Below are 20,569 nucleotides of genomic sequence, written 5' to 3'. Positions count from 1 at the left end.
TTTTAGGGTTCCGGGTAGCGATAACGGTCGGCGATCAGGCGTTTGAGGCTGACGGAGGTTCCTTCGGGCGTTTTAGCCTTCCGGTACGCCCAGGACAGGCGGGTGTCGGGGTTGCGACCTTCCCACGGGAGGACGACTCCGACTCCCGACGATGAGCGCAGCACGAGCCCGTCCTTCGGCTGAAGAGTTCGGACTGAGTCGATCGCTTCTTGGCGTCGGACGATGGTGATGGTGACATTGAATGGCTTGCCGGGGTCGATTCGAACCTGATGGTAGCGAGGGTCGAATTGGCAAGCCGAGCGTGTGGTCGAGAGGATTTCTTGTTCGAGGGTTGGCTCGGTGGCTTCGAGTGCACCTCGGCAAGCGAGAATCTTGCCTTGGGATTCGATGGTAATGAATACACCGTGGCTGGCGGTCTTGGTGGTGGGGAGCTGGGGCGATTCGCCGCTGAGGATAGCTTTGACGGCGTCGTAGGCAAACACGGCCTGCGAGTTCGGCTCAGATACGAGCATGAATCCGACTGCGACGGCGGCAAGCAACATATGACCACTCCTTCCCAACTCCGCCCGCACAATTGCGGGCCTCGTTAACCAATGCAGACAAGGTCAGGAAATTTTTAGTTCCCGCCCTACTGTGAGGGCCCTTCCTTCTTCGGACCATCGTTCTTCATGATCACGGTCCGAATTGGGAACGGAATTTCGATGCCTTCCTCGTTGAACGCTCGATGAAGCTGTTTCACAAACTGGTGTTGGATTCGGTACTGCGAGTCCACATCTAGCGCACGAAGCACGGTTGTGAAGTTGATCGAGGAATCGCCAAACTCCTTGAACCGCACGACCGGGTCCCACTCGGTGTCGCCGCCGGGCTCCGTCTCAAGCACGTTCCGCGCGACCCGGATCGCCACTTCTTCGACATATTCCAGGTCACTATCGTACGAAACGCCGCAGGTCATGTACACCGACAGCGGCCCGCTGGGTAGGTTGAAATTGGTGATCGTACTCTGGCTCAGCTTATGGTTGGGGACGATGACGAGGTTGTTGGCATAAAGCCGAACCTTGGTGTAGCGCCAGCCGACTTCCTCGACGAACCCCTCTTGCCCGCTTTCGAGGCGAATAAAGTCGCCGATCTTGACCGGGCGGTCGATGTTGAGGAAGAACCCGGCGAACACGTTCGAAAGCGTGTCCTGTAGGGCAATACCGATGACGATACCGCCAACCGCGCCGCCCGCCACGATCGGACTCGTATCGACCCCGGCTACCGACAAAATGTAGAGTCCGCCGATGATGCCAACGACCGCAATAAGCAGTTTGCGGAAGAAGTGGACTCGGGTGGCTACGTCGCGAAGCGAGTCGGCATGGACCTCCAGCGTCTGCTCGATCTTCCATTGCGAGTAAGCATTGAAAATTCGGATCGCGGAGGCGATGGCCAGGATGATCCAGGCGATCGTGAAACCCCGTCCGATCATCGTCCAAATCGTCGTCTCCGGTTCGGCGGCCGAGACTTCGCGGAAGGCGAAGAACGCGCCCGCGATGATGACCGCCCACTGGGCAAGCCCATGAAGGGCCGAAAGGATGATGTCGTCCAGTTGGGAATTAGTCTTGGCGACCAGTTTCTTGAAGATCTTCTTGCCGATGACGGCGATGATCAGCCACCCGAGGAGGAACGCGAGCATGATGCCTCCGGCGCGGAGCCATTCCTGCTTTACAACGAGGGTTGCCACGGTGAACGTCGGTATCATTTGTCGATTAAGCCTTGTTTGACCAGGAACTCGCGAGCGACGTCCCGGGGCTGGCGCTTATCTCGGTCCACGGCCAGGTTTAGCTTCTGCATCGTGGCCTCATCGAGCTTTCCCGACAGCTTTTCAAGGATATCCCGAACCTCGGGGTGTTTTTCGAGCAGAGCATGCCGAACCACGATGGCGGCGTCGTAAGGTGGGAAGAAATGCCGATTGTCCTCAAGAAGTTTCAGATTGTAGGCGGCGATTCGCCCATCGGTTGAAAAGGCGGAAACGATGTCCACCTTCTTGAGGTGAACCGCGTCGTACATCAGCCCGGGATCGACATCGACGGTGGACCCAAACTTGAATCCGTACCGCTTGCTGAGGCCCGGATAGCCATCATCACGCTCCAAGAATTCGGCGGTGAAACCTGCCTTGAGTTTGCCTGCCTGGGGCTGAAGATCGGAAACGGTCTCCCAATTGTTCTTCTCCGCTTGCTCTGATCGTACGGCCAGCGCATACGTGTTAGCAAAACCCAATTTGGGGAGCCAGTCGAGGTTGAACTTCTTCGAGTATTCCTCCTGAACGACCTTCCAAGCCTCGTCGGCGTCCGATGGAGCGTCGACTTTAAGGACCGACAGGAGCGCGGTGCCGGTGTATTCCGGATACATGTCGATGCCGCCATCGACCAGAGCCTGCTGGCAAACTGCCGTCCCGGCGAGGTTGAGCTTTCGTTCAACACGCAGGTTGGATTTGTCTTCCAGCAGAATCGCCATCATGTGTCCAAGAATCAATTGTTCGGTGAAGTTTTTCGAACCAACGACGACCTTGTCGCCCGTGTTCATGGCCGCCAGTTTGGGCTTGGTCAGTGAATGTAGTCCGACAACCGTGAACAGAGCGAGAAAAGCGAGCACACCGGACTGGATGCCAAGCGGAAGCTTTTTGGGTAGCGGCTTAAGATAGCCCTCGGCGGTGGCCAGGCAGAAGTCGATATACAGGGCCAGCAGACCGGCCGGAACTGCGCCGAATAGTACGAGATCGGTGTTGTTGATGGCGAGTCCACGGTTGATGAACACGCCGAGCCCACCGGCACCGATAAAGGCCGAAAGGGTGGCGATGCCAACGCTGACGACCGCCGCGGTGCGAATGCCTGCGATGATGAACGGCAGGGCAAAGCGGGCCTCGATCCAAAACAGTTTTTGCGTTCCCGAAAGGCCGAGCGCGTTCGCCATCTCGATCATCGCGGGCGGTGCCTGGCTGAGACCTGCATAGGTGTTCCGCACGATGGGCAGGAGGGCGTAAAGCGTCAGCGCCACGATGGCTGGCGTGGTGCCAATGCCCAGAAAGGGAAGCAGAAAGGTGAGAAGCGCAAGGCTAGGGATCGTCTGCAGGATGCTGGCGACGCCGAGAACGGTGTCGCGCAGATGCTTCGACCGGACGGCGAGGTAGCCCAGCGAGACTCCGACTACGACGGCGATCCCTGTCGCCGTCAAGGCGAGTTTGAGATGTTCTACCAGGCGAAGACTGAGCTCATCGGCTCGGCTGTGGAGCAGGTCGAAGAGCTTCATTGGCGGTTCCCCAGAGTCTGAAGTTGCTGAAGTGGCTTCTCGAATAGCTTGCGGACAAAGTCCGTTGCCGGATTCGCCATGATCTCCGCCGGACGACCGATCTGCTCTAGCACGCCTTCGTGCATGACGCCGATTCGATCGGCGATGGTGAGTGCCTCAAAAAGGTCGTGGGTCACGAAGAGAACAGTCACGTTTCGCTCCGTCTTTAGGCGCACGACCTCTTCCTGCAAAGACTCTCGAGTCACTGCGTCGAGAGCACCGAAGGGTTCATCCATCAGCAGAAGATCGGCCCCCGCCAAGAGCGCGCGCGCTACGCCTACGCGCTGCTGCTGACCACCAGAAAGTTGTTGAGGCATGCGGTCGGCGAGTTCGGGAGCGAGACTCACCCAGGACATCGCCTCGATCGCGCGCGACCGCCGTTCGGCTTTGCCCACATTCTTCAGCCGCAACGGCAACCCGAGGTTTTCCCAGACGGGAAGGAAAGGGAAGAGGGCGATGCCTTGGGCGACGTACCCGATCGAGCGCCGCAGCTCGACCGTGGAGACATTCGCCGTATCCTGACCACGGATCACGACCTCCCCCGAAGTCGGATAGACCAAACGGTTGATGGTCTTTAGTACGGTGCTCTTGCCACTGCCGGAAGAGCCGAGAAGCACCAGCGCTTCTCCCCGTTCGATGTCGAAACTGACATCCTTCACCGCAAAGGTCTGACCGTCGTCGTAAGACTTGCTAACGTTGCGAAGACTTACGACGGGTTCGCCCTGATCAGGCAATTGAGACATAGTCCGTTTCCGGAATGTCCCCTCGCTTGCGGCCCACGATTCCGTAGTAGCTCAGCGGTTCGCCATCGATGGAGAATCGGTGGCGGTAGCGAATCATCCGGTGGATTTCGATCGCTTCGTTCAGCATCATTCGCCTTATGAGCGTGGAAAATCCGGTTTGGTCCGCCTCACTCATAAAGGAAGTCTTGATGTTGAAGCACACCCAGCCTCCATCGCGCACCAAGTTGTAGCAGTTGATGAACGCGGCAGGCGGAATATCGCCAAAGCCAAGGGCGGCGATGGTGGTCAGGCAGTCAAATTCCCACTCTTCCAACTCGGACTGGAGTTTGGTGCCGGGCGCCGTAAGGTCGGCAACGTAATACGTGTCGTAGACTCCCGCACGGTCGCGATCGGCCGCCAGTTTGGCTTCGGGCAGAATGTCCACACCGACGATTCTTGCCACGCCATAAGCCTGCAGCGCTTCGGCCATCATGCCGTTGCCTGCTCCGAGGTCAAGCACGCGCATGGTCTGCATCGGCTCGCCTGCTTCGATGCACGCTTTCGAGAGCCATTCCGCCATTCGCTTAGGCGACGAGCACTTCAACCGACTGTAGAAGAGCTGTTCGTACAAGCCCTTGCGTCGGTAAATTTCTCCATAGTCGTGGAAGCGGATCCGCTTGCGTTCGCCATCCTCGACGAGATAGAAGTACGCCTCGTCCTGGTCCAGGCGATGATTGTCCGTTCGTGGGAACTGGACGGCGTGTCGCCGACCTGGGGTTGGAAGTGGACCATCGAGCAGAAGTTCGCCCGAAAATGGCTTATGACTGGTGTTGTTATGCGGCAACACCGAACCGCCTATCGATCGGTCCTGATTTGTTTGCATTTAACCTCCCGGTTTTTAGTCGTGAGGTACAAAGGGACGAGATTTCGCCTCAGCTGCACCTATATGATCGCCTACGAGGTTAGCTGTCGGGTTTGGACTGAGTGCTGTCCTACGCATCAAACTGCGATACACCCCAAGAAATTCGGTTCGGTTCCCCCGTTCGGCCCTTCGGGACCGATTCGGCATTGAGGAACAGTATATCAGATTTTGAATCTGAACGAGCCTGTAGATAGCCTTGTCGACCCGAAGACGGGGCTAAATGAGACGCATCTTTTTGTCTCTAAATCTCCACACCAGTGCGGCATTTTCTTCTCGCGTTTTGAAGCCGAATTGGGAGGGATTCACCAGCAAAATTGCGAGTTCGTGTCAAGATTTTCTGGTCAATTCGGTGGAGAAAAGGTTTTTCTGCGGAAAAAATCCATCCTCGCATTTATACTGAGGTTTTGAGGGGTTAAAAACTCATGAAAAGACTGCTTTATGCATTTCCTTTGTTCGTGGTGGTTCCAATGGCGCATGCGCAAACCATCGACCCGTATTTTGCGGGTTCCTACAGCTACACGGACTTGGGGTCCATCGACGGCGTTCCCGCCAATTACGGCGGCCTGACTTTGTTGGCGGGCGACAACAATACGCTTCTCATCGGTGGGGCCGCAAACGGCTCGGCCGGAATGCTCTACTCGGTGGGAGTGACCCGCGATGTGAATGGACACATCAACGGCTTCACGGGCACTGCATCGACGTATGCTGAGGCTCCTTACAACGACGGTGGCGTTTGCTATGGACCCGGAGGCGTGCTCTTTGCATCCCAGTGGCCAGTGAACATGCTCAGCGAATACCTTCCCGGAAGCACATCTCCCGATAAGGTGATCGACATGGGCGCTCTCGGCGCGGCCAGTTCGCACAGCGCGGTCAATTTCGGACCTGCCGGTCGGACATTTGCCGGACGAATGAAGGTCTCCAGTTGGAGCGGCGGCCAGTTCTATGATGCCACCTATTCTCCCGATGGGATGGGGCTCTTCGACATTACGGCGCTCACGCAGACCGCGACTCTGTCGGGTGGCCCTGAGGGCTTCGTCTATGTTCCGCTTGGATCGGCTCTGTTTGGCGATTCGATGCTCGTGTCTGAGTATTCGGCGGGCGTGGTCAGCACCTACGACGTCGATGCGAATGGCGATCCGATCGAAGCGTCGCGTAAGGTCTTCATGAATGGCCTGAGCGGAGCAGAGGGCGCGTTCATCGATCCGGTAACCGGTGACTTCCTGTTCTCGACTTTCGGCGGTGGCAACCGTGTGGTGGTCGTACAGGGCTTCGCAACACCGGCTCCCGAGCCAGCCAGCTTTGCAGTTCTCGGCCTTGGCCTTCTCGCCTTGGCTCGACGCCGAAGAAAGTAACCTCGTTGGGATCAGCTTAAAGGGGACCTTTGTCGTCCCCTTTGAGCCCTGTCGTATACTTGGCTATGGGTGCAATGTGGCGGGTCGAGATGCTCGGCACGTACCAGCTTCGGAGCCAAGGGCGAGTCACTGACCGCTTTCGGACTCGTCGCGTCGCCGCCTTGCTTGCCTTTCTCACCCTCAGTCGCAATCATCTGCATTCGCGCGACGAGGTAGCGGAGTTGCTCTGGCCAGACCTCGACCCTGGCGTCGCTCGCCGCAACCTTCGTCAGGCTCTGTTCTCGCTCCGACAAGTCATTGAGCCGCCTGAAGTACCGGCGGGGTCGATCCTCAGAATCAATCAGGCCATGCTTTCGTTGAACCCGGAAGCGATTGTCACGGACGTCGCCGAGTTCGAGCGATTGGCAAACCGTGCCCGTGATGAACGAGAGCCGTCCGCCAAATTTGAACTCCTGCGAGAAGCCATCGCGCTGTATCGCGGACCTCTGATGCCAGGCTTCGATGACGACTGGCTGTTTGGATTCCGATTTGAATTGGAGGACCTGTACCTATCGCTCCTGGGCACAATGATTGAGTCTTGCGAAGCCATGGGGAGGTCTGAGGACGCCATCCATTACCTGCGCCTCGCCCTCGCCAAGGAGCCGCTGAACGAGGATTGGCATGTGGACCTTATGCGGCATTATCTGCAGGTCAATCGGCCGACTAGCGCGGTCCAGCAGTACGAGGAGTTGGTGCGCATCCTACGGCAAGAGTTAGACTGCGAGCCGGACGATCCGGCCCAGGGGCTCGTTCGCCGGGCTCGTGCGATGACTACTCGGAGCGCCCAACCGGCTACCGAGTTGGGGCCCGTGGTGGAAACCGAGCCGGAAGCGAAGGAGCCAAGTTGGGCCGAGCCGAGCCTTCCTGTCCAAATCACACGCTTTTTCGGGCGCGAAGCCGAAATCGACATGGTGGCTAACCACTTTCGAGGCGAAGGAACCCGCCTTCTCACTCTCCTTGGGCCCGCCGGGACCGGCAAAACCCGCCTCTCTATCGAGGTAGGGCGCGCTTTGATGCGTGACCCAAGCTGGAAGGTTTGGTTCGTTTCCCTGGCGGAGATCGAGAACGCCAACCAGATTCTCGACCGCGTCCTCAGCACTTTGGCTCCGCGAGCCCGGGTGCGCCAGAACCCCATCGTCCAAATTCGAGAAGCGGTCAAGGACGGTCGCGCGCTGGTCATCCTCGACAACTTCGAGCACCTGGTCGACGATGGCGCGCTCGTGGTGGCGGACCTGCTCCACAAAGCCCCGGAGTTTCGTTGCATCGTCACCTCGCGACAAGTTCTGGGCATCGAAGGCGAGAGTCAGGTCCCTCTCGCGCCGCTTCCTGTGCCCGACGACAAGCGGACCTACAAGACACGAGAAGAGGTTGCCCACCTTGCTGAATTGCCCAGTATACAGATGATGCTCGACCGATGTCAGGCGATCCGGCCGGACGTCCAACTGACCCTCAATAACGCCCGGCATTTCGCCGCGATCTGCCATAAGCTGGAAGGAATTCCGCTGGCTATCGAAATTGCGGCCGGACTCTCGAGTTCCGCCACTCCGGCCCAGATTGTTCGCCAACTCGATAACCGACTGGCCGCTCTCACGAGCCGCCGCCGCGATGTCACGCCGCGCCATCGGAGCCTGCGCGCCGCCATCGACTATGGCTATGAGTGTCTTTCGCCGAAGTACCGGCGACTCTTCGCGTCGCTTTCGATCTTTCGAGGTGGGTTCAGCATCGAGTCGTCGTTCGCCGTGTGTGCTCCCTTTCTGGACCACGAGGAGCCTCCCGCGTTCGAAGCGTGGCGAGACATGGTTCTCGACCTGCAAGAGCGATCGCTAGTGGCAACCGACGAATGCCCGATCGTTGACGAGATGCGATTTCGAATGCTCGAAACGCTTCGCGAGTACGGCGAGGAGGTTTTGTCCAGCGATGAAGCGGCGCAGTTGCGGGCAAGCCACGCCCAACACTTTCTCCAAGTCGCGACCAAGGACGATGTCTATCGAGATGCCGAGGCACGAGGCCGCCTTACGGCGGAAATCGAGTGCGACTACCAAAACTTCTTTGCCGCCCTCGACTGGCTGGCCCAGGATCGCCAACTCGAATCTGCGATTCGCCTCCTGGTTTCGCTCTCCACCGTTTGGGATGGGCGCGGCACTAAGGCCAGCGAGGAGTACTGCATCCGCCACCTCGCGCAATTGGCTGAATTTCACCCGGTCGAGCCCAAGGCCCAAATGTCTTTGCTTCGGATGCTGGGCACGACCCACCTGAGGAAGTCCGAATTTCGAGCCGCGTATCAGGCGTGCAAGCGGTCGCTGGAGGTGGCGTTGGCGACCGACGATCGCGACCAAATCGCTGCTGGCTACTTCGGCATGGCCCTGTGCGCCGGCTACCTTGGCGAGGTCGCGCACTGCGTCGACCTCTGTGAGAAGACCTTAGAGTATGCCTCCGCGACGAATGGCGTGGTGCAAGAGCGGACCTATGTGAATATCGGAAGCGCCCTCTGGGTCCAGGATCGACTCGACGAGGCGGAAGCGGCTTTTGGTAAGGCGCGGGAGGTCTCGGAGAGATTTCGTGACGGCGAAGCCGATCCGCTGATCCTGGTTCACATTGCCGGTCTCTATCTCGATCAAGGTCGGTTTGACGAAGCGATGACCCTAGCGGGCGAAGCGATTCGGGCCAGTCAGCGGCACCATAACGCCATCAGCCTTGCGGCTGGTCTTGTGGTGGTGGCTCGTTACCATCGCCTGAAAGGCAACCTTGATGCGGCGATCGCCACCAGTCGCGAAGCGCTTCAAAAGGTCCGGGACGTCGCCATTTCTGTGATGTGCATGGAGGTGGTGCGCTGTCATTCGCTGATTCTCGCCGAGAGCGGCGCGGGCGAAATCGCCGTGACCCTCATCGCCGCCACCCAAGGTTTGAGCTCGATGGAGAAGCAAGTGGACCGCCGCGAGTCTGCCCGGGCTCTCGAAAAGGTGCGAAGCGAAATCTCCTCGGCCAAGTTTGAAGCCGCGTGGGCGGCGGGCTTGGCAATGGACATCGATGCGGCGATGGACCTCGCTCTGGGCAGCCTCCCAATCGCGTGTTGACGCTCGGTTGACACCTCGCTTGTAAGGTTATCTGGTGCCTATTAGGCATGAAATCATCCGGGGTTTCATCATGAAACGAATCATCCGAGCCTTCACACTCATCGAACTTTTGGTTGTGATCGCCATTATCGCGATCTTGGCCGCCATTCTTTTCCCCGTTTTTGCCCAGGCCAAAGCGGCGGCGAAGAAGGCCTCTTGTCTCTCCAATATGAAGCAGGCGGGCACCGCCTCATTCATGTACAACGGCGACTACGACGACGTCGCTCCGCTGACCGTCCTTGCCACCTTCAACGGCCCCGTCATGAGCCAAAGCTACTGGTTTGGCGGCTTCCAGGTGGACTTTAGCTCGCTCACCGCCACCTTCCGATCCGACTTCGGTCTCCTGTATCCATACATGAAGAACCAGGCGATCACCGGATGCCCGTCATCCACCAACCTGACACTCGCCGGTTCGGGCCTGTGGCCCAACCCGCCGTTCAACTTGGTGAACTTCCAAAACGTTCCGCTCGGCTACGCCTCCAACACCAACGTGTGGAAGGCCAGTGGGCAGGCCGTAAACATGAGCCAAGTCGACTCGGTCGCCGAGACGATTCTCTTGGTCGATGCCGCCACGGTGGATTACACCGGCAAGCTCAACATGGCCATCGGAATCGGCGGCGTCGACTATTACCAGCCGAGCACCTACGGCGTCCACGCCGACAAAGCCAACGTTGCATGGGTCGACGGCCACGCCAAGAACATGCCGGTTTCCAAACGCCCCGCCGACCACTACGGCAGTTCGCAGATTCAGCAATGGTCTGAAGCCAATCATCTTGGCGACATCATCAACGGCCAATACCCCTATGGCAGCGCTTGGGAGAATTACTACTACCGCATCGATAAACCCTGAGTGATCCGACGTCGGGGCTCGCTTGCCGAGCCCGGCGTCCCACCGTCTATGAAAACGAACCTTCTTTTGATCATTGCCACTCTGACCGTTGCTTGGTGCTCGTACGGATGCGGAACCAAGCCGGCGGAGACTACAGCTTCGGGTGTGCAGAGCACGACTCCCGAAAAGAACGAGCTTTCGGCCAAACTAAAGTCCATGAGCCCCGAAGAGCGCGCCCGATACGTCCAGGAGCATCCAGACGAGATTAAGGGCACCTTTGGCGGAGTCTCTGGACCGCAGGCTGGAGCCCAAAACCAACGATGAAACCAATTCTTGCTTCCATATTTGCGCTTGCCGCGGCTTGCTCGATGGCTTCGGCTTCCGATTCGTACATCACCATCGGCGACCCCGCCCCCTCTCTCAAAACCGCTACCTGGATCAAGGGTGGATCGGTCCCCGAATTCGAAAAAGGCAAACTCTACGTCGTCGAATTCTGGGCGACCTGGTGCCATCCGTGCCGCGAAAACATCCCTCACCTGACTAAGCTGGCCAAGCAGTACGATGGCAAAGTGACGTTCGTAGGCGTGAGCGTTTGGGAGTCGCTGGCCGACAACAAGGACGCCACCGAGAAGGTGAAGGAATTCGTGAAATCCGAGGGTGACCAAATGGATTACCACGTCGCTGCCGATAGCCCGAAGAATGTGATCGCCGACGCGTGGATGAAGCGCGCCAGCGAAGGTGGATTGCCCACCAGCTTCATCATCGACGGCGACGGAAAGATCGCGTGGATTGGCGGCTTAACCCAGCTCGATTCCGTGCTCGAAAAGGTCGTCGAAGGAAAGTTCGATGTTGCCTCCGCCCGCGAACAGCGAGAGGTGCAGGTGAGCGTGCTTCGGCCCATCGACGAGGCGGTCCAGAAGAAGGACTACAAGAGCGCGGTGAAGGCCATCGACTCCGCCGTCCAGCTTCGCCCGAAGCTGGAGTACACGCTGACCTACCCCTTACTGCTGTCGCTGTACCATTGCGACTTTGCCCGGGGCAAAAGCCTGTCTGCCAAGATTCTCAAGGATTCTGATGGTGCCATCGGCGCTTATCAAATGATGTCCTCGATCTTCGCCACGCAAAAGGACCTCTCGCCCGAGGCTTACCGATTTTCACTTGGCCTCATCGATGATGCCCTGAAGCAGAATCAGAACGCGTTCATGTTCAAGGCGATGAAAGCGGAAGTCTTCTTCTCCCTGAACCAAAAGAACGATGCGATCACCTGGGCCAAGGATGCCATTGCGATGGCTGAAAAGGAACCCTATGCGAGTGACGAGATCAAAGAGCTGATGCGCAAGAATCTGGCGAAGTACGAGAAAAAGTAGACCCCGCACGGGAAGCATAATAAAGGCGTGATCCTGCCCACATTGATTGTTGTCGCGGCAGGATTGCGACCGCCGGAGCCGACCGTGACCCTCGTTCGATCGTCGTTCATCTACCAGTCCGCGCCGTTCCCGTCGTGCCACGCCGCGACCATCGCCCAAACTCACAGCGGAAAGATCGTCGCCGCCTGGTTTGGCGGCACCGCCGAAAGTAACCCCGACGTCAAAATCTACTTCTCCGAACTTGATGGCCAGACCTGGAGCCCGCCGCGAGAAGTGGCAAAAGGCCTCTCGCCAGAGGGCGAACCCCGAGCCTGCTACAACCCCGTGCTGTTCCAGCCCAAGCACGGCCCTTTGCTCCTGTTTTACAAGGCGGGAACCGGGCCGCAAACGTGGTGGGGCTTGCTAACCGAGTCCAGGGATGACGGCAAGACATGGTTAGCCTCGATGCGCTTGCCTGACGGAATCCTTGGGCCGATCAAGAATAAGCCGTACGAGCTTCCAGACGGGACGCTCCTTTGCCCATCGAGCGCCGAGGACCACGGTTGGCAGGTTCATTTCGAGTCCACGAAAGATAACGGGAAGTCCTGGACCAAGACCGAACCGCTGAACGACGGCAAGACGATCGGAGCCATCCAGCCATCGATTCTCCACCTGAGCGGGACGCATTTGCGAGCCGTCGGTCGAACCCGCCAGGGCGAACTGTTTACCATCGACTCGCCCGATAATGGTCGGATATGGGGTCCGATGTCGTTGACCGATGTTCCGAATCCTAACTCTGGCACCGATGCGATCACCCTCCATGATGGTCGCCACCTGCTGGTCTACAACGATAGCAAGACCCAGCGCACACCGCTCTGCGTCGCCATCTCGACCGATGCCACGCATTGGAAGAAGGTGCTGACCCTGGAGGACATTCCCGGCGAGTTCTCCTACCCGTCGCTGGTTCAGGCCCGGGATGGACTCGTGCATATCGTCTACACCTGGAACCGTCGCCGCATCTGCCACGCCATTTTGCGAATCGACTAAAAATCCCTGGAACCGCCGACAAAATTGCGGGGTTGTCCTCAAACAAGGTGTAGCCATGAAGCGAATCATCTCCGGGGTTTTGATCTCGTCCATCTGCTTGTCGGCTTTTGCTCAACAAATCGAACAAGTCTACGACCGCGACACGCACGAATCTTTCAAGCTGAAATCGCACCACACGGACACGGTGGTGAAGGGGCCGATGGTCAAGCAGAAGAGCTTGTTCATCTACGACAATCCGGCCAAGAAGCTGACCGAGGCGTCCTACTGGTTCTCGCTCCCCGCGCCGTCGGTCCTCAGCGGGTTCGCCTATTGGTACAAGAACGAATTCGTGCCGGGAACCCTGATGGACAAGAACAAGGCTTGGTTCATCTACACTGCCATCACAAGCCGGAACGAGGACCCGGGCATCATGGTCCAGACCTCGCCATCCAGCTACCACGCGCAGATTTTCCCGTTGGCCCAAGGGTATGACCTGAAGGTCGAACTGACTAGCGTCGGCTTCCTCGAATACAGTCCCGAAGGGCTCCTAATTCCGGAGCCGGACGTCGAGAGCCTGGACGGACGCCTGGAAAACTTCACGAGTACGGTGTCGGTTCCAAAGTCTCAGACGACCAAGAAGGTGACGGTCGATGGCGCAAGTCGAACCGCGATCGGCAACCCTTCGACCGATCCGACCTGGGTTCAGTACTATGCCCAGCGTCACAAGGACGGCCACACGTACGTGGTCGGCATGATCCACACGAACCGCCCCAACGATCCGTTCGAGATTCGGGGTCTCACCAACGTCTATTGGGCGCGACCCGAAAACGGTCCGCAAGACGGCACCGTCAAGCTATTCATGGGTCGCCGCGACGGCGCGGGCAAATTCGAAGTGGTGAGCGACCTGCCCCACAGCACCGAAATCCTCAAAGGCGTGGTCCGAGCGAATGAACGCGGGGACGACACCGCCAAGCTGTGGGCCAATCAAAAGCTTGTCCACATGGAATACGCCCGGCCCAAGGACATTCTGAAGTTCAGCATGAAGTATCAGATTCCATCGTCGGAAACCGCCCTCCTGGCGGTGCCGCAGGAAGAGATGAAGCTGTTCCGCGAAAAGGCAGCCGAGTACCAGCGCCAACAGCGCGAAGAGGCTCGCCAGAAGCGTGAGTGGGAAAAGAATCGAAGGCTCAACTGGAACAACTCGACCGGCGGCGACCCCGAAATTCGAATCCAAATGCCCGATGCGATTTCGGTCAAGGCGATTCTGCCCGATGGTCGCGAGTTTGATCTGAAGAAGGACGCCAAAGGGTTCTGGGGCGGAAATTTCGATATCCCTGCCAGCGCCGCCGAAGGTGATTACACGGTGCGGATCGTAGGGACCAAAGCCGACGGCTCGAACTTCGAAGAGACGCTGAACTACACAGTGGATCGAACCGCGCCGACCGGCGAGATATCAGTCGAAAAGGGCTTTTACTACCTCAAGCCGAGCGAGACTTTGGCTCGTGCGGTGGCCGTGTTTGGCAGTGGGGAAGAGACCGACTTCATTCCCACCGACGACGGGCGACTGGAGCTTCCGGCCAAGAAAGGGCGGATCGTCAAGGTCATGCTGATCGACCAAGCCCACAACATTGGCGAAATGAAATGCTCGCCATAGGGATGCTTCTCGCACTGGGAGCCGGACGGGCTCCCAGCCTCGTCACTGAGATTCCTACCTCCCAATTTCCGTGCGAACGGGTTGCGGGCCTCTCCATCTCCGGTCGAAAGTGGCTTGCGGGTGGTATGCGGGGCCTCTATATCGGAGAACCGAATGGGCAGTGGAAACTGGTCAGCGATCAGGCCGTGCGACAGGTTGCGACGAACGCCGATGGAACCTGGATTCTGTACGGAAACGGGTCGGTCGATAAGGTCGTGGTTCCCCAAGATCGCCTTTATTACGACGTCTTCCACGGCGCGGTTAAGCGGCCGTGGGTTTCGTCGATGTCGTCGGTCGGCAAGGGATTGACCTTCGGCAGCCACGGCGGCTGGTTCGATCGGACGTCGGACAAGCCGCTCCAGGAGTCCTATCCTCCGGCGATGAGTAAGCAGGAAGTCACCTGCCAACTGGTCCTCGATGGCACCCGCCATGTCGGCACTCAAGATGGTCTGTTCGTATTCGCAAAGGGCGGCGAGAAGCGGCTCGGCTTTGGCAACGGTTTGGGCGATACCTGGATCACCTCCATGGCCTTGGTTGGCAGCAAAGTCTTTGTCGGAACCTACACGAGTGGCCTCTATGAGCTTGCCGACGGAGTCGCCAAGTCAGTTCAGTCGCCCAGTAAGCGCGTACGTAGTCTGACTCAATGGCAAGGAAACCTCGTCCTGGGATCGCTCGATGGCACCTGGATGCTGGCCGGGGGTGAATGGAAGCCGCTCGGAGATGGTGAAACGACCTTCTTGACTGACGCAAATGGCCAACTGGTCGTCGGCTCCGTAAAGTCGGTGCGCTTCTTCCGCTAGGGCGGTTAAGACATGTTTAAGCCAATCTGACCGTTTGTGCGGATTGGGCTGGTAGACCTTTCGATGCGTCTATAAAGGGCGTATCATGCCGGTGAGGTTTGAATCTCATGAAGAAAACTGTGATTTTGTTTGGCATTGGAATGGGTCTGAGCGCGTCCTCATTCGCGAGCTTGTGGGCGGTCACGTCGACTCTTGACGGAATTTCGGAGGTGCCGCCCAACGCCTCTCCAGCCGTCGGAGTCGTCGCGGGCATCTACGACGATGTGACGAATACGTTGACAATGGACACGAGTGCGTCGGGGTTACTTGGCCCCTCGACGGCGGCGCATATCCACACTGGAGCCCCTGGAACTTCGGGTGCAGTGCTCTTTCCCCTGACGGGAACGGTCGGTAGCACCACCTATCTCAGCCACGACATGTTCGTGTTGACCGACGCCAGTGAGCTCGATTTGCTTGGCGGAATGCTGTACGTCAACGTTCATTCCACCGTTTTTCCGGGCGGTGAAATTCGCGGTCAACTGGCGGCTAGTACTGTCCCCGAACCAGCGTCGTTGGCGGTGTTAGGGTTCGGCGCGCTGGCCATGTTGAAGCGACGAAAAAGGTAACAGGTTTGTCCCCTCTCACTTTTTTTGGGTGAGAGGGGACGTTGAACCTTAGCCTCGGTGGGCCGTGACGGTCTTTGGAGCCGGGATCGGCTTTGTGTTGGACTTCGCCAACACCGCGTTGAATGCCGGGAGGTCCTTCGCCAGAAACGCCTGCCATCGTGCCATCGTGTCCTTCAGTTCATCCGCGATGGTCTTACAGGCGCTCACTACTGGCTGGTTTGGAGCCATATCGCCCGAGTCGAGCGTTCCAAGCTCGCGAACGAAGCTACTGCTGACGCCAGCAAATGTCGGTGCGGGAGCCGGTCCGCCTGGTCGCTGGAATCCGCCGAAACGTCGTCCGCCTCCGCTTGTTCCCCCAATCGCCGTCAGCTTCGACTCAAAGTCTTCAGCCGCGGTCGCGAGGTCAGCGGACGGTTCAGAGTCAAGGATGTTGGTGACCGCCTTTCGCATCTCGGCAACTTGGTTGTAGAGATCGAAGGATTGCTTGGCTCCTTCATACAGCTTCATCTGGAGGTCATGTTGGGCTCGAAGATTGCTCATCGACGCCGGTGATCGAGGATCGTTCTTGACCGTGACCTTTTGAACGTACTGCTTTCCATCGACCGTTAGAGTCAGGGTGTAAACCCCGGGAAGAACCAGCGGCCCCTCGGGCGACGCCGGAGTCTCGCCCGGATTCGCGTTGATCTCGTAGCTATGGGACTGCGACGGAGGATTGTCGTATCGCAAATCCCAATGGATACGGTTCGTGCCAACCTCGGTCGGCATCGGCTCCGGCTTTTCGATCCAAAAGTCGGGCACCGGGGGAAGCGGATCGTCCGAAGGTGGAATCTCCGCGCTGGACATATGCCGAACCGGCTTGCCGTTCGCGTCTGTGACATCGAGGGTGACTATGCCGTTCGGCTTGGAGCCCAGATAGTAGTAGATGAGGGCGCCGACGGGTGGGTTCACTGCATGCGGGATTTCCGGCGGGAACGGCGTGTCCCCGTTGACGTTTCGCCGAACTCGGACGGCATCGCCCGGAGCGAACAGGTGGGCCGGTTCGCTCTTCATCGACGCCTCGATTTGTCGAAGCGGCGTAATGTCGTCCAGCACCCAGAAGCTTCGCCCGTAGGTTCCGACCACGAGGTCGTTACCGTTGATGGCGATGTCGCGATACGACGTGTTGGGCAGGTTCAGCATCAGCGACTGCCAAGTGTCGCCGTCGTTGAACGACACGTACATCGAACTCTCGGTTCCAGCAAACAGCAGGTTTGCCTTCTTTGTGTCGGCCCGGATCACCCGCGCAAAGCTTCCGCTTGGCTGGTCGTCTGGCAAGCCCGTGACGATCTTGGTCCAAGTCTTGCCGAAGTCGTGGGTTCGGTAGAAGTACGGCTTGTAGTCGGCCAGAGAATGGTAATCGATGGCGACGTAAGCGGTCCCCGGGTCGGTGTGCGAGGCGTCGATGCACGAGATATCCGCCCGAGTTGGATTCTCTAACTTCGGAATCGTGACATCTTCCCACGTCTTCCCGTGGTCCTTGGTCAACTTGATCAGACCGTTGCTCGTGCCGACCCAGATGATGCGTCCATCGACGCTCGACGGCGAGAACGACTCGATGGAGCCTCCGCCGTTCGGGCCGAACTGTTCCGTCGGCTCCTCATCCTCGTCGATGTCATCCATGTCGTTATCGACGTTGCCTCCGCTCTTGGCGGCAGGCGGCGTTGTCGGCTTGGCTTCCGGTTTGGGCGGAACGTAGCCTTTTGGAAAACCGAGGTCGGGGCTGAGCGCCTTCCAATGCATGCCGCCGTCGGTGGTGGACATCAGGCATTGGAATCCGGCAAACAGTTCGTGCGGGTTCGTCGGCGAGAACATGAGCGGCTGATTGCCGACCTTTCGCAGATTCGCTTTCGAGTCGAGATTCGGGCTGACGTTGATCCACTGCCCGCTGGGGTTTGTCACCTTGACGATGCCACCGCCGGGACCACCGGCATAGCTAATCTTGGGATTGAGTGGATCGGCCACGATATAACCAAACTCGTAGCCAGGATGGGGCGACCAGTCCAGTGCGGTCACCGCGCCGAGGTTGCCTCGACTGCTGGTGGCAATGCACCCGCTGTCCTGCTGAGTGGCGTAAACCCAAAACGGATATTGGTTGTCGGTGGAGATGTGATAGACCTGGCCGGTCGGCTGGTTATACCACGAGCTCCAGTTCAGTCCGCCGTCCAGCGAGATTGTCGCACCTTGGTCCGAGCCGAGGAAGATTCTTTTTCCGTCGGTCGGGTCGAACCAAAACTGCTGAGGATCATCTCCGCCCGGAGCCCCCTTGAATCCGGTAAAGGTCTTGCCGCCGTCGTGGGAGATGTAGCTACAAGTGTTGACGACGTAGACCGTGTCGGGGTCCTTCGGATTGACGTAGACCCCGCAATTATATCCGCCCTGTCCGTTGGCCACTCGCCGATCTTCCGAGTCCATCTGCTTCCACTTCTGCCCTCCGTCATCGGATCGATAGAGGCCAAAGTTGCCCACGATGAACATTCGCTGTGAATTGGTGCCCATCGCCACCGCAATACTGGTTCGACCAGAAAGGGCTGGGAGCCCGCCGCCCTTGACCTCTTTCCAGGTCAAGCCTTCATCGGTGGATTTGTAGAGAGCGGTGCCCGAAGGTCCGGTTTGACGGCCCGCGCCGGGCACTCCTCTTGGGGCCCTCGCGGCCGTCGGATCGCTATAGTGCCGAACCGTCGTGGCGAGCATGACCTTGGGGTTGTCTGGCGCCCATGCGATCTTCTGAATTCCGGTCTCGTCGTCGATGTAGAGGGTCTTGGTCCACGTTTTGCCGCCGTCGGTGCTTCGATAAAGCCCTCGAGTGTCGGACTTAACGTGCATGTTGCCTTGCGCCGCAATCATCACGAGGTTGGGATCGTGAGGATCGACGAGAATCGACGGAATCTGCTTGGTCTCATCGAGGCCGAGGTGAATCCAGGTCTTGCCTGCGTCGGTCGACTTGTATACGCCATTGCCTTCGTTGATGCCCCCGCCGGTGATGAGGTCACCCATGCCGACGTAGATCACATTCGGATCGCTGGGCGCGACTTCGATCGAGCCGACCGACGAAGCTTCCTTGACCGAATCCATGATCGGGTACCAGGTTACGCCTGCGCTCGTGGTCTTCCAAACCCCACCGAGCGGCATGCCCATGTAGAATGTGCCCGGCTGCCCAATGACGCCGGTGACCGCCGCAACACGCCCGCCACGGAACGGTCCGATGTTGCGCCAAACCATACCTTGGTAGAGGGATGGATCGGGGGCCTGGGCTTGGCTCGCCGCCGATAGAAGCAGTGCCGCGCCTCCTACGAGCAGTGGACGAAGAAAAAACGGCCGAATCATGATGACTTCCCCTTGACCGGGCACCCAAGTGCCCTGGTTTCATCATCTTACGCTACCCTGCCAAGCAAGGATAACTTTTGTACTTTGTGATTTTTTCCGGTCGATAAGACGGCTAAGTCAGACGATCCAGAGCGCCCGCACCGCAGAAGTTCGGATCGCCGAACTTGTCGATGTGGTGTCCAAAGCCTCCGGCCAGGGCCATTAGCAGTCGGTTATGGGGTACATGGTTGTACTTCAGCGACCTTCCCATATGGAAGTCCAAACCGTTGCCGACCAGCACGAAGGGGATGTCTTCCAAGGTGTGCGAATTGCCTTTGCCAAGCTCGTTCGTCCAGAGGATCAAGGTGTTGTCCAGCAGCGAACCGGAGCCGTCCGGCTCCTTGGTCTCGGCCAATCGCTTGGCAAGGTAGGCAAGCTGGGTGCAGTACCACTCGTTGATGCGCGTCAGCTTATCTGCGGCTTCGGCGTTCGAATCCGGCTCATGCGAAAGGTCATGCTGACCTTCTTTGATGCCGAGCCAAGTGAACCGCGCTTGTCCTACCGAGTTGGTGTACTGGAGAGTCGCGACTCGGGCCGAATCGGCGACGAATGCGCTCACCATCAGGTCGATCTGAAGCTTGCTGATCTTCGGAATGTTGTCGTTGACCTTCCGCACGCCGGGCTCGATCACTGGCACCGCATGCCCAACATTATTGGTGCGTGCAGCCAGGATTTCTCGCTCCATTTCCCGAACCAGCGTCGTATGTTCGTCGAGGATTTGCCGATCCTGGGTTCCGACTTCCGCGCGTACCTTGGCGATGTCGTCCTTCAGGTCGTCCAGCACGCTCTTCAGGGACTCCTGATCCTTTAGTTGACCGTAGAGCTTGTTGAACATCTGGTACGGATCATCGATCGGCGCGACCGGCTTGTTCGGCCCCGCGTAGGACATGCGGGTCCACGTGTCGGCCCGCTCGGGAACCATGACGCCAAACTCCAGCGAACCGAATCGCGTTCTCGTTGCGGCTTGCGACTGCAGGTAGTTGGCGATCTCCTGGTCGATCGAGATTCCGCTGGACCACCCCGCCGGTGTGTCCGAGCCACCCTGTACGTTTCCGGGAAAGAGCTCGGTTCCCGTTAGCAGACACCCGATGCCCCGCATATGGTTGTCGCCATCGCCACGCACCCGGTCGGAAACTCCCTTCAAAACCAGGGTTCGATTCTTGAACTCTTCCAACGGAGAAAGGCTTCGCTTGAAAGCAAAGTTTGCACCTTCGGCGTCTGGCCAAAAAGTTTCGGGAATGACGCCGTCCGGGCTGAAGATGATCACTAGACGTTGCCGTCGTTGGTTGCGCGGCGGCACCAGGAAGCTCGGGAGGTTATTGACGAACGGCATCATGGCCGCTCCAAGACCGAGATTCCTGAGAAATTCCCGACGAGACTTTTCGACGTGCATTGT

Annotated in this window: 16 protein-coding genes; 9 read left to right on the top strand and 7 right to left on the bottom strand. The window is 58.5% G+C overall.

Going from position 1 to position 20,569, the window contains the following annotated elements; translation table 11 throughout:
* Positions 1–2: 2 nt before the first annotated feature.
* From GC165_04755 to GC165_04735, 5 genes are all read right to left on the bottom strand, one after another.
* Positions 3–542 (bottom strand): AMMECR1 domain-containing protein, encoded by a 540-nt coding sequence (locus GC165_04755; protein ID MBI1332173.1) that lies wholly within the window; start codon positions 540–542, stop codon positions 3–5.
* An 86-nt stretch (positions 543–628) separates the two neighbouring features.
* The gene (locus tag GC165_04750; protein ID MBI1332172.1) at positions 629–1,738 is read right to left on the bottom strand and encodes a mechanosensitive ion channel; all 1,110 of its coding nucleotides are present in this window, start codon (positions 1,736–1,738) and stop codon (positions 629–631) included.
* A complete protein-coding gene (locus tag GC165_04745) occupies positions 1,735–3,285 on the bottom strand; it encodes an ABC transporter permease subunit (GenBank protein MBI1332171.1) in 1,551 nt (516 codons plus the stop codon). The genes GC165_04750 and GC165_04745 overlap by 4 nt, the downstream gene beginning before the upstream one ends.
* Positions 3,282–4,067, bottom strand: a complete 786-nt coding sequence (locus GC165_04740) for an ATP-binding cassette domain-containing protein (protein ID MBI1332170.1) — start codon at positions 4,065–4,067, stop codon at positions 3,282–3,284. The genes GC165_04745 and GC165_04740 overlap by 4 nt, the downstream gene beginning before the upstream one ends.
* The gene (locus GC165_04735; GenBank protein MBI1332169.1) at positions 4,051–4,929 is read right to left on the bottom strand and encodes a methyltransferase domain-containing protein; all 879 of its coding nucleotides are present in this window, start codon (positions 4,927–4,929) and stop codon (positions 4,051–4,053) included. The genes GC165_04740 and GC165_04735 overlap by 17 nt, the downstream gene beginning before the upstream one ends.
* Before the next feature lie 461 nt (positions 4,930–5,390).
* On the opposite strand from GC165_04735, the gene GC165_04730 reads away from it, so the two are divergent.
* From GC165_04730 to GC165_04690, 9 genes are all read left to right on the top strand, one after another.
* Positions 5,391–6,320, top strand: a complete 930-nt coding sequence (locus tag GC165_04730; protein ID MBI1332168.1) for a PEP-CTERM sorting domain-containing protein — start codon at positions 5,391–5,393, stop codon at positions 6,318–6,320.
* 65 nt (positions 6,321–6,385) lie between these two features.
* Positions 6,386–9,433, top strand: coding sequence for a tetratricopeptide repeat protein (locus GC165_04725; protein ID MBI1332167.1), 3,048 nt, complete (start codon positions 6,386–6,388; stop codon positions 9,431–9,433).
* A 70-nt stretch (positions 9,434–9,503) separates the two neighbouring features.
* Positions 9,504–10,322 carry a prepilin-type N-terminal cleavage/methylation domain-containing protein gene (locus GC165_04720; GenBank protein MBI1332166.1) on the top strand — a complete coding sequence of 273 codons (819 nt, stop codon included), beginning with the start codon at positions 9,504–9,506 and terminating at the stop codon, positions 10,320–10,322.
* A gap of 48 nt (positions 10,323–10,370) precedes the next feature.
* Complete coding sequence (locus tag GC165_04715; GenBank protein MBI1332165.1) at positions 10,371–10,625, top strand: hypothetical protein; 255 nt, start codon at positions 10,371–10,373, stop codon at positions 10,623–10,625.
* Complete coding sequence (locus tag GC165_04710) at positions 10,622–11,668, top strand: redoxin domain-containing protein (protein ID MBI1332164.1); 1,047 nt, start codon at positions 10,622–10,624, stop codon at positions 11,666–11,668. The genes GC165_04715 and GC165_04710 overlap by 4 nt, the downstream gene beginning before the upstream one ends.
* A gap of 84 nt (positions 11,669–11,752) precedes the next feature.
* Complete coding sequence (locus GC165_04705; GenBank protein ID MBI1332163.1) at positions 11,753–12,694, top strand: sialidase; 942 nt, start codon at positions 11,753–11,755, stop codon at positions 12,692–12,694.
* On the top strand, positions 12,624–14,327 hold the full coding sequence (locus GC165_04700; GenBank protein ID MBI1332162.1) for a hypothetical protein: 1,704 nt from the start codon (positions 12,624–12,626) through the stop codon (positions 14,325–14,327). The genes GC165_04705 and GC165_04700 overlap by 71 nt, the downstream gene beginning before the upstream one ends.
* Positions 14,328–14,329: 2 nt before the next feature.
* The gene (locus GC165_04695; GenBank protein ID MBI1332161.1) at positions 14,330–15,166 is read left to right on the top strand and encodes a hypothetical protein; all 837 of its coding nucleotides are present in this window, start codon (positions 14,330–14,332) and stop codon (positions 15,164–15,166) included.
* Between the two features lie 107 nt (positions 15,167–15,273).
* On the top strand, positions 15,274–15,771 hold the full coding sequence (locus tag GC165_04690) for a CHRD domain-containing protein (GenBank protein ID MBI1332160.1): 498 nt from the start codon (positions 15,274–15,276) through the stop codon (positions 15,769–15,771).
* A 48-nt stretch (positions 15,772–15,819) separates the two neighbouring features.
* On the opposite strand, the gene GC165_04685 is transcribed toward GC165_04690, so the two are convergent.
* Together GC165_04685 and GC165_04680 are read right to left on the bottom strand one after the other, a co-directional pair.
* Positions 15,820–19,134, bottom strand: a complete 3,315-nt coding sequence (locus tag GC165_04685; protein ID MBI1332159.1) for a glycoside hydrolase — start codon at positions 19,132–19,134, stop codon at positions 15,820–15,822.
* A 112-nt stretch (positions 19,135–19,246) separates the two neighbouring features.
* Positions 19,247–20,566 carry a DUF1552 domain-containing protein gene (locus GC165_04680; protein ID MBI1332158.1) on the bottom strand — a complete coding sequence of 440 codons (1,320 nt, stop codon included), beginning with the start codon at positions 20,564–20,566 and terminating at the stop codon, positions 19,247–19,249.
* Between the last annotated feature and the right edge of the window lie 3 nt (positions 20,567–20,569).

The organism is Armatimonadota bacterium, assembly GCA_016125185.1.
In the GTDB taxonomy this organism is placed as follows: Bacteria; Armatimonadota; Fimbriimonadia; order Fimbriimonadales; family Fimbriimonadaceae; genus Fimbriimonas.
Note: the sequence above shows the minus strand (reverse complement) of the source record. Positions and strands in the feature narration are given on the sequence as shown.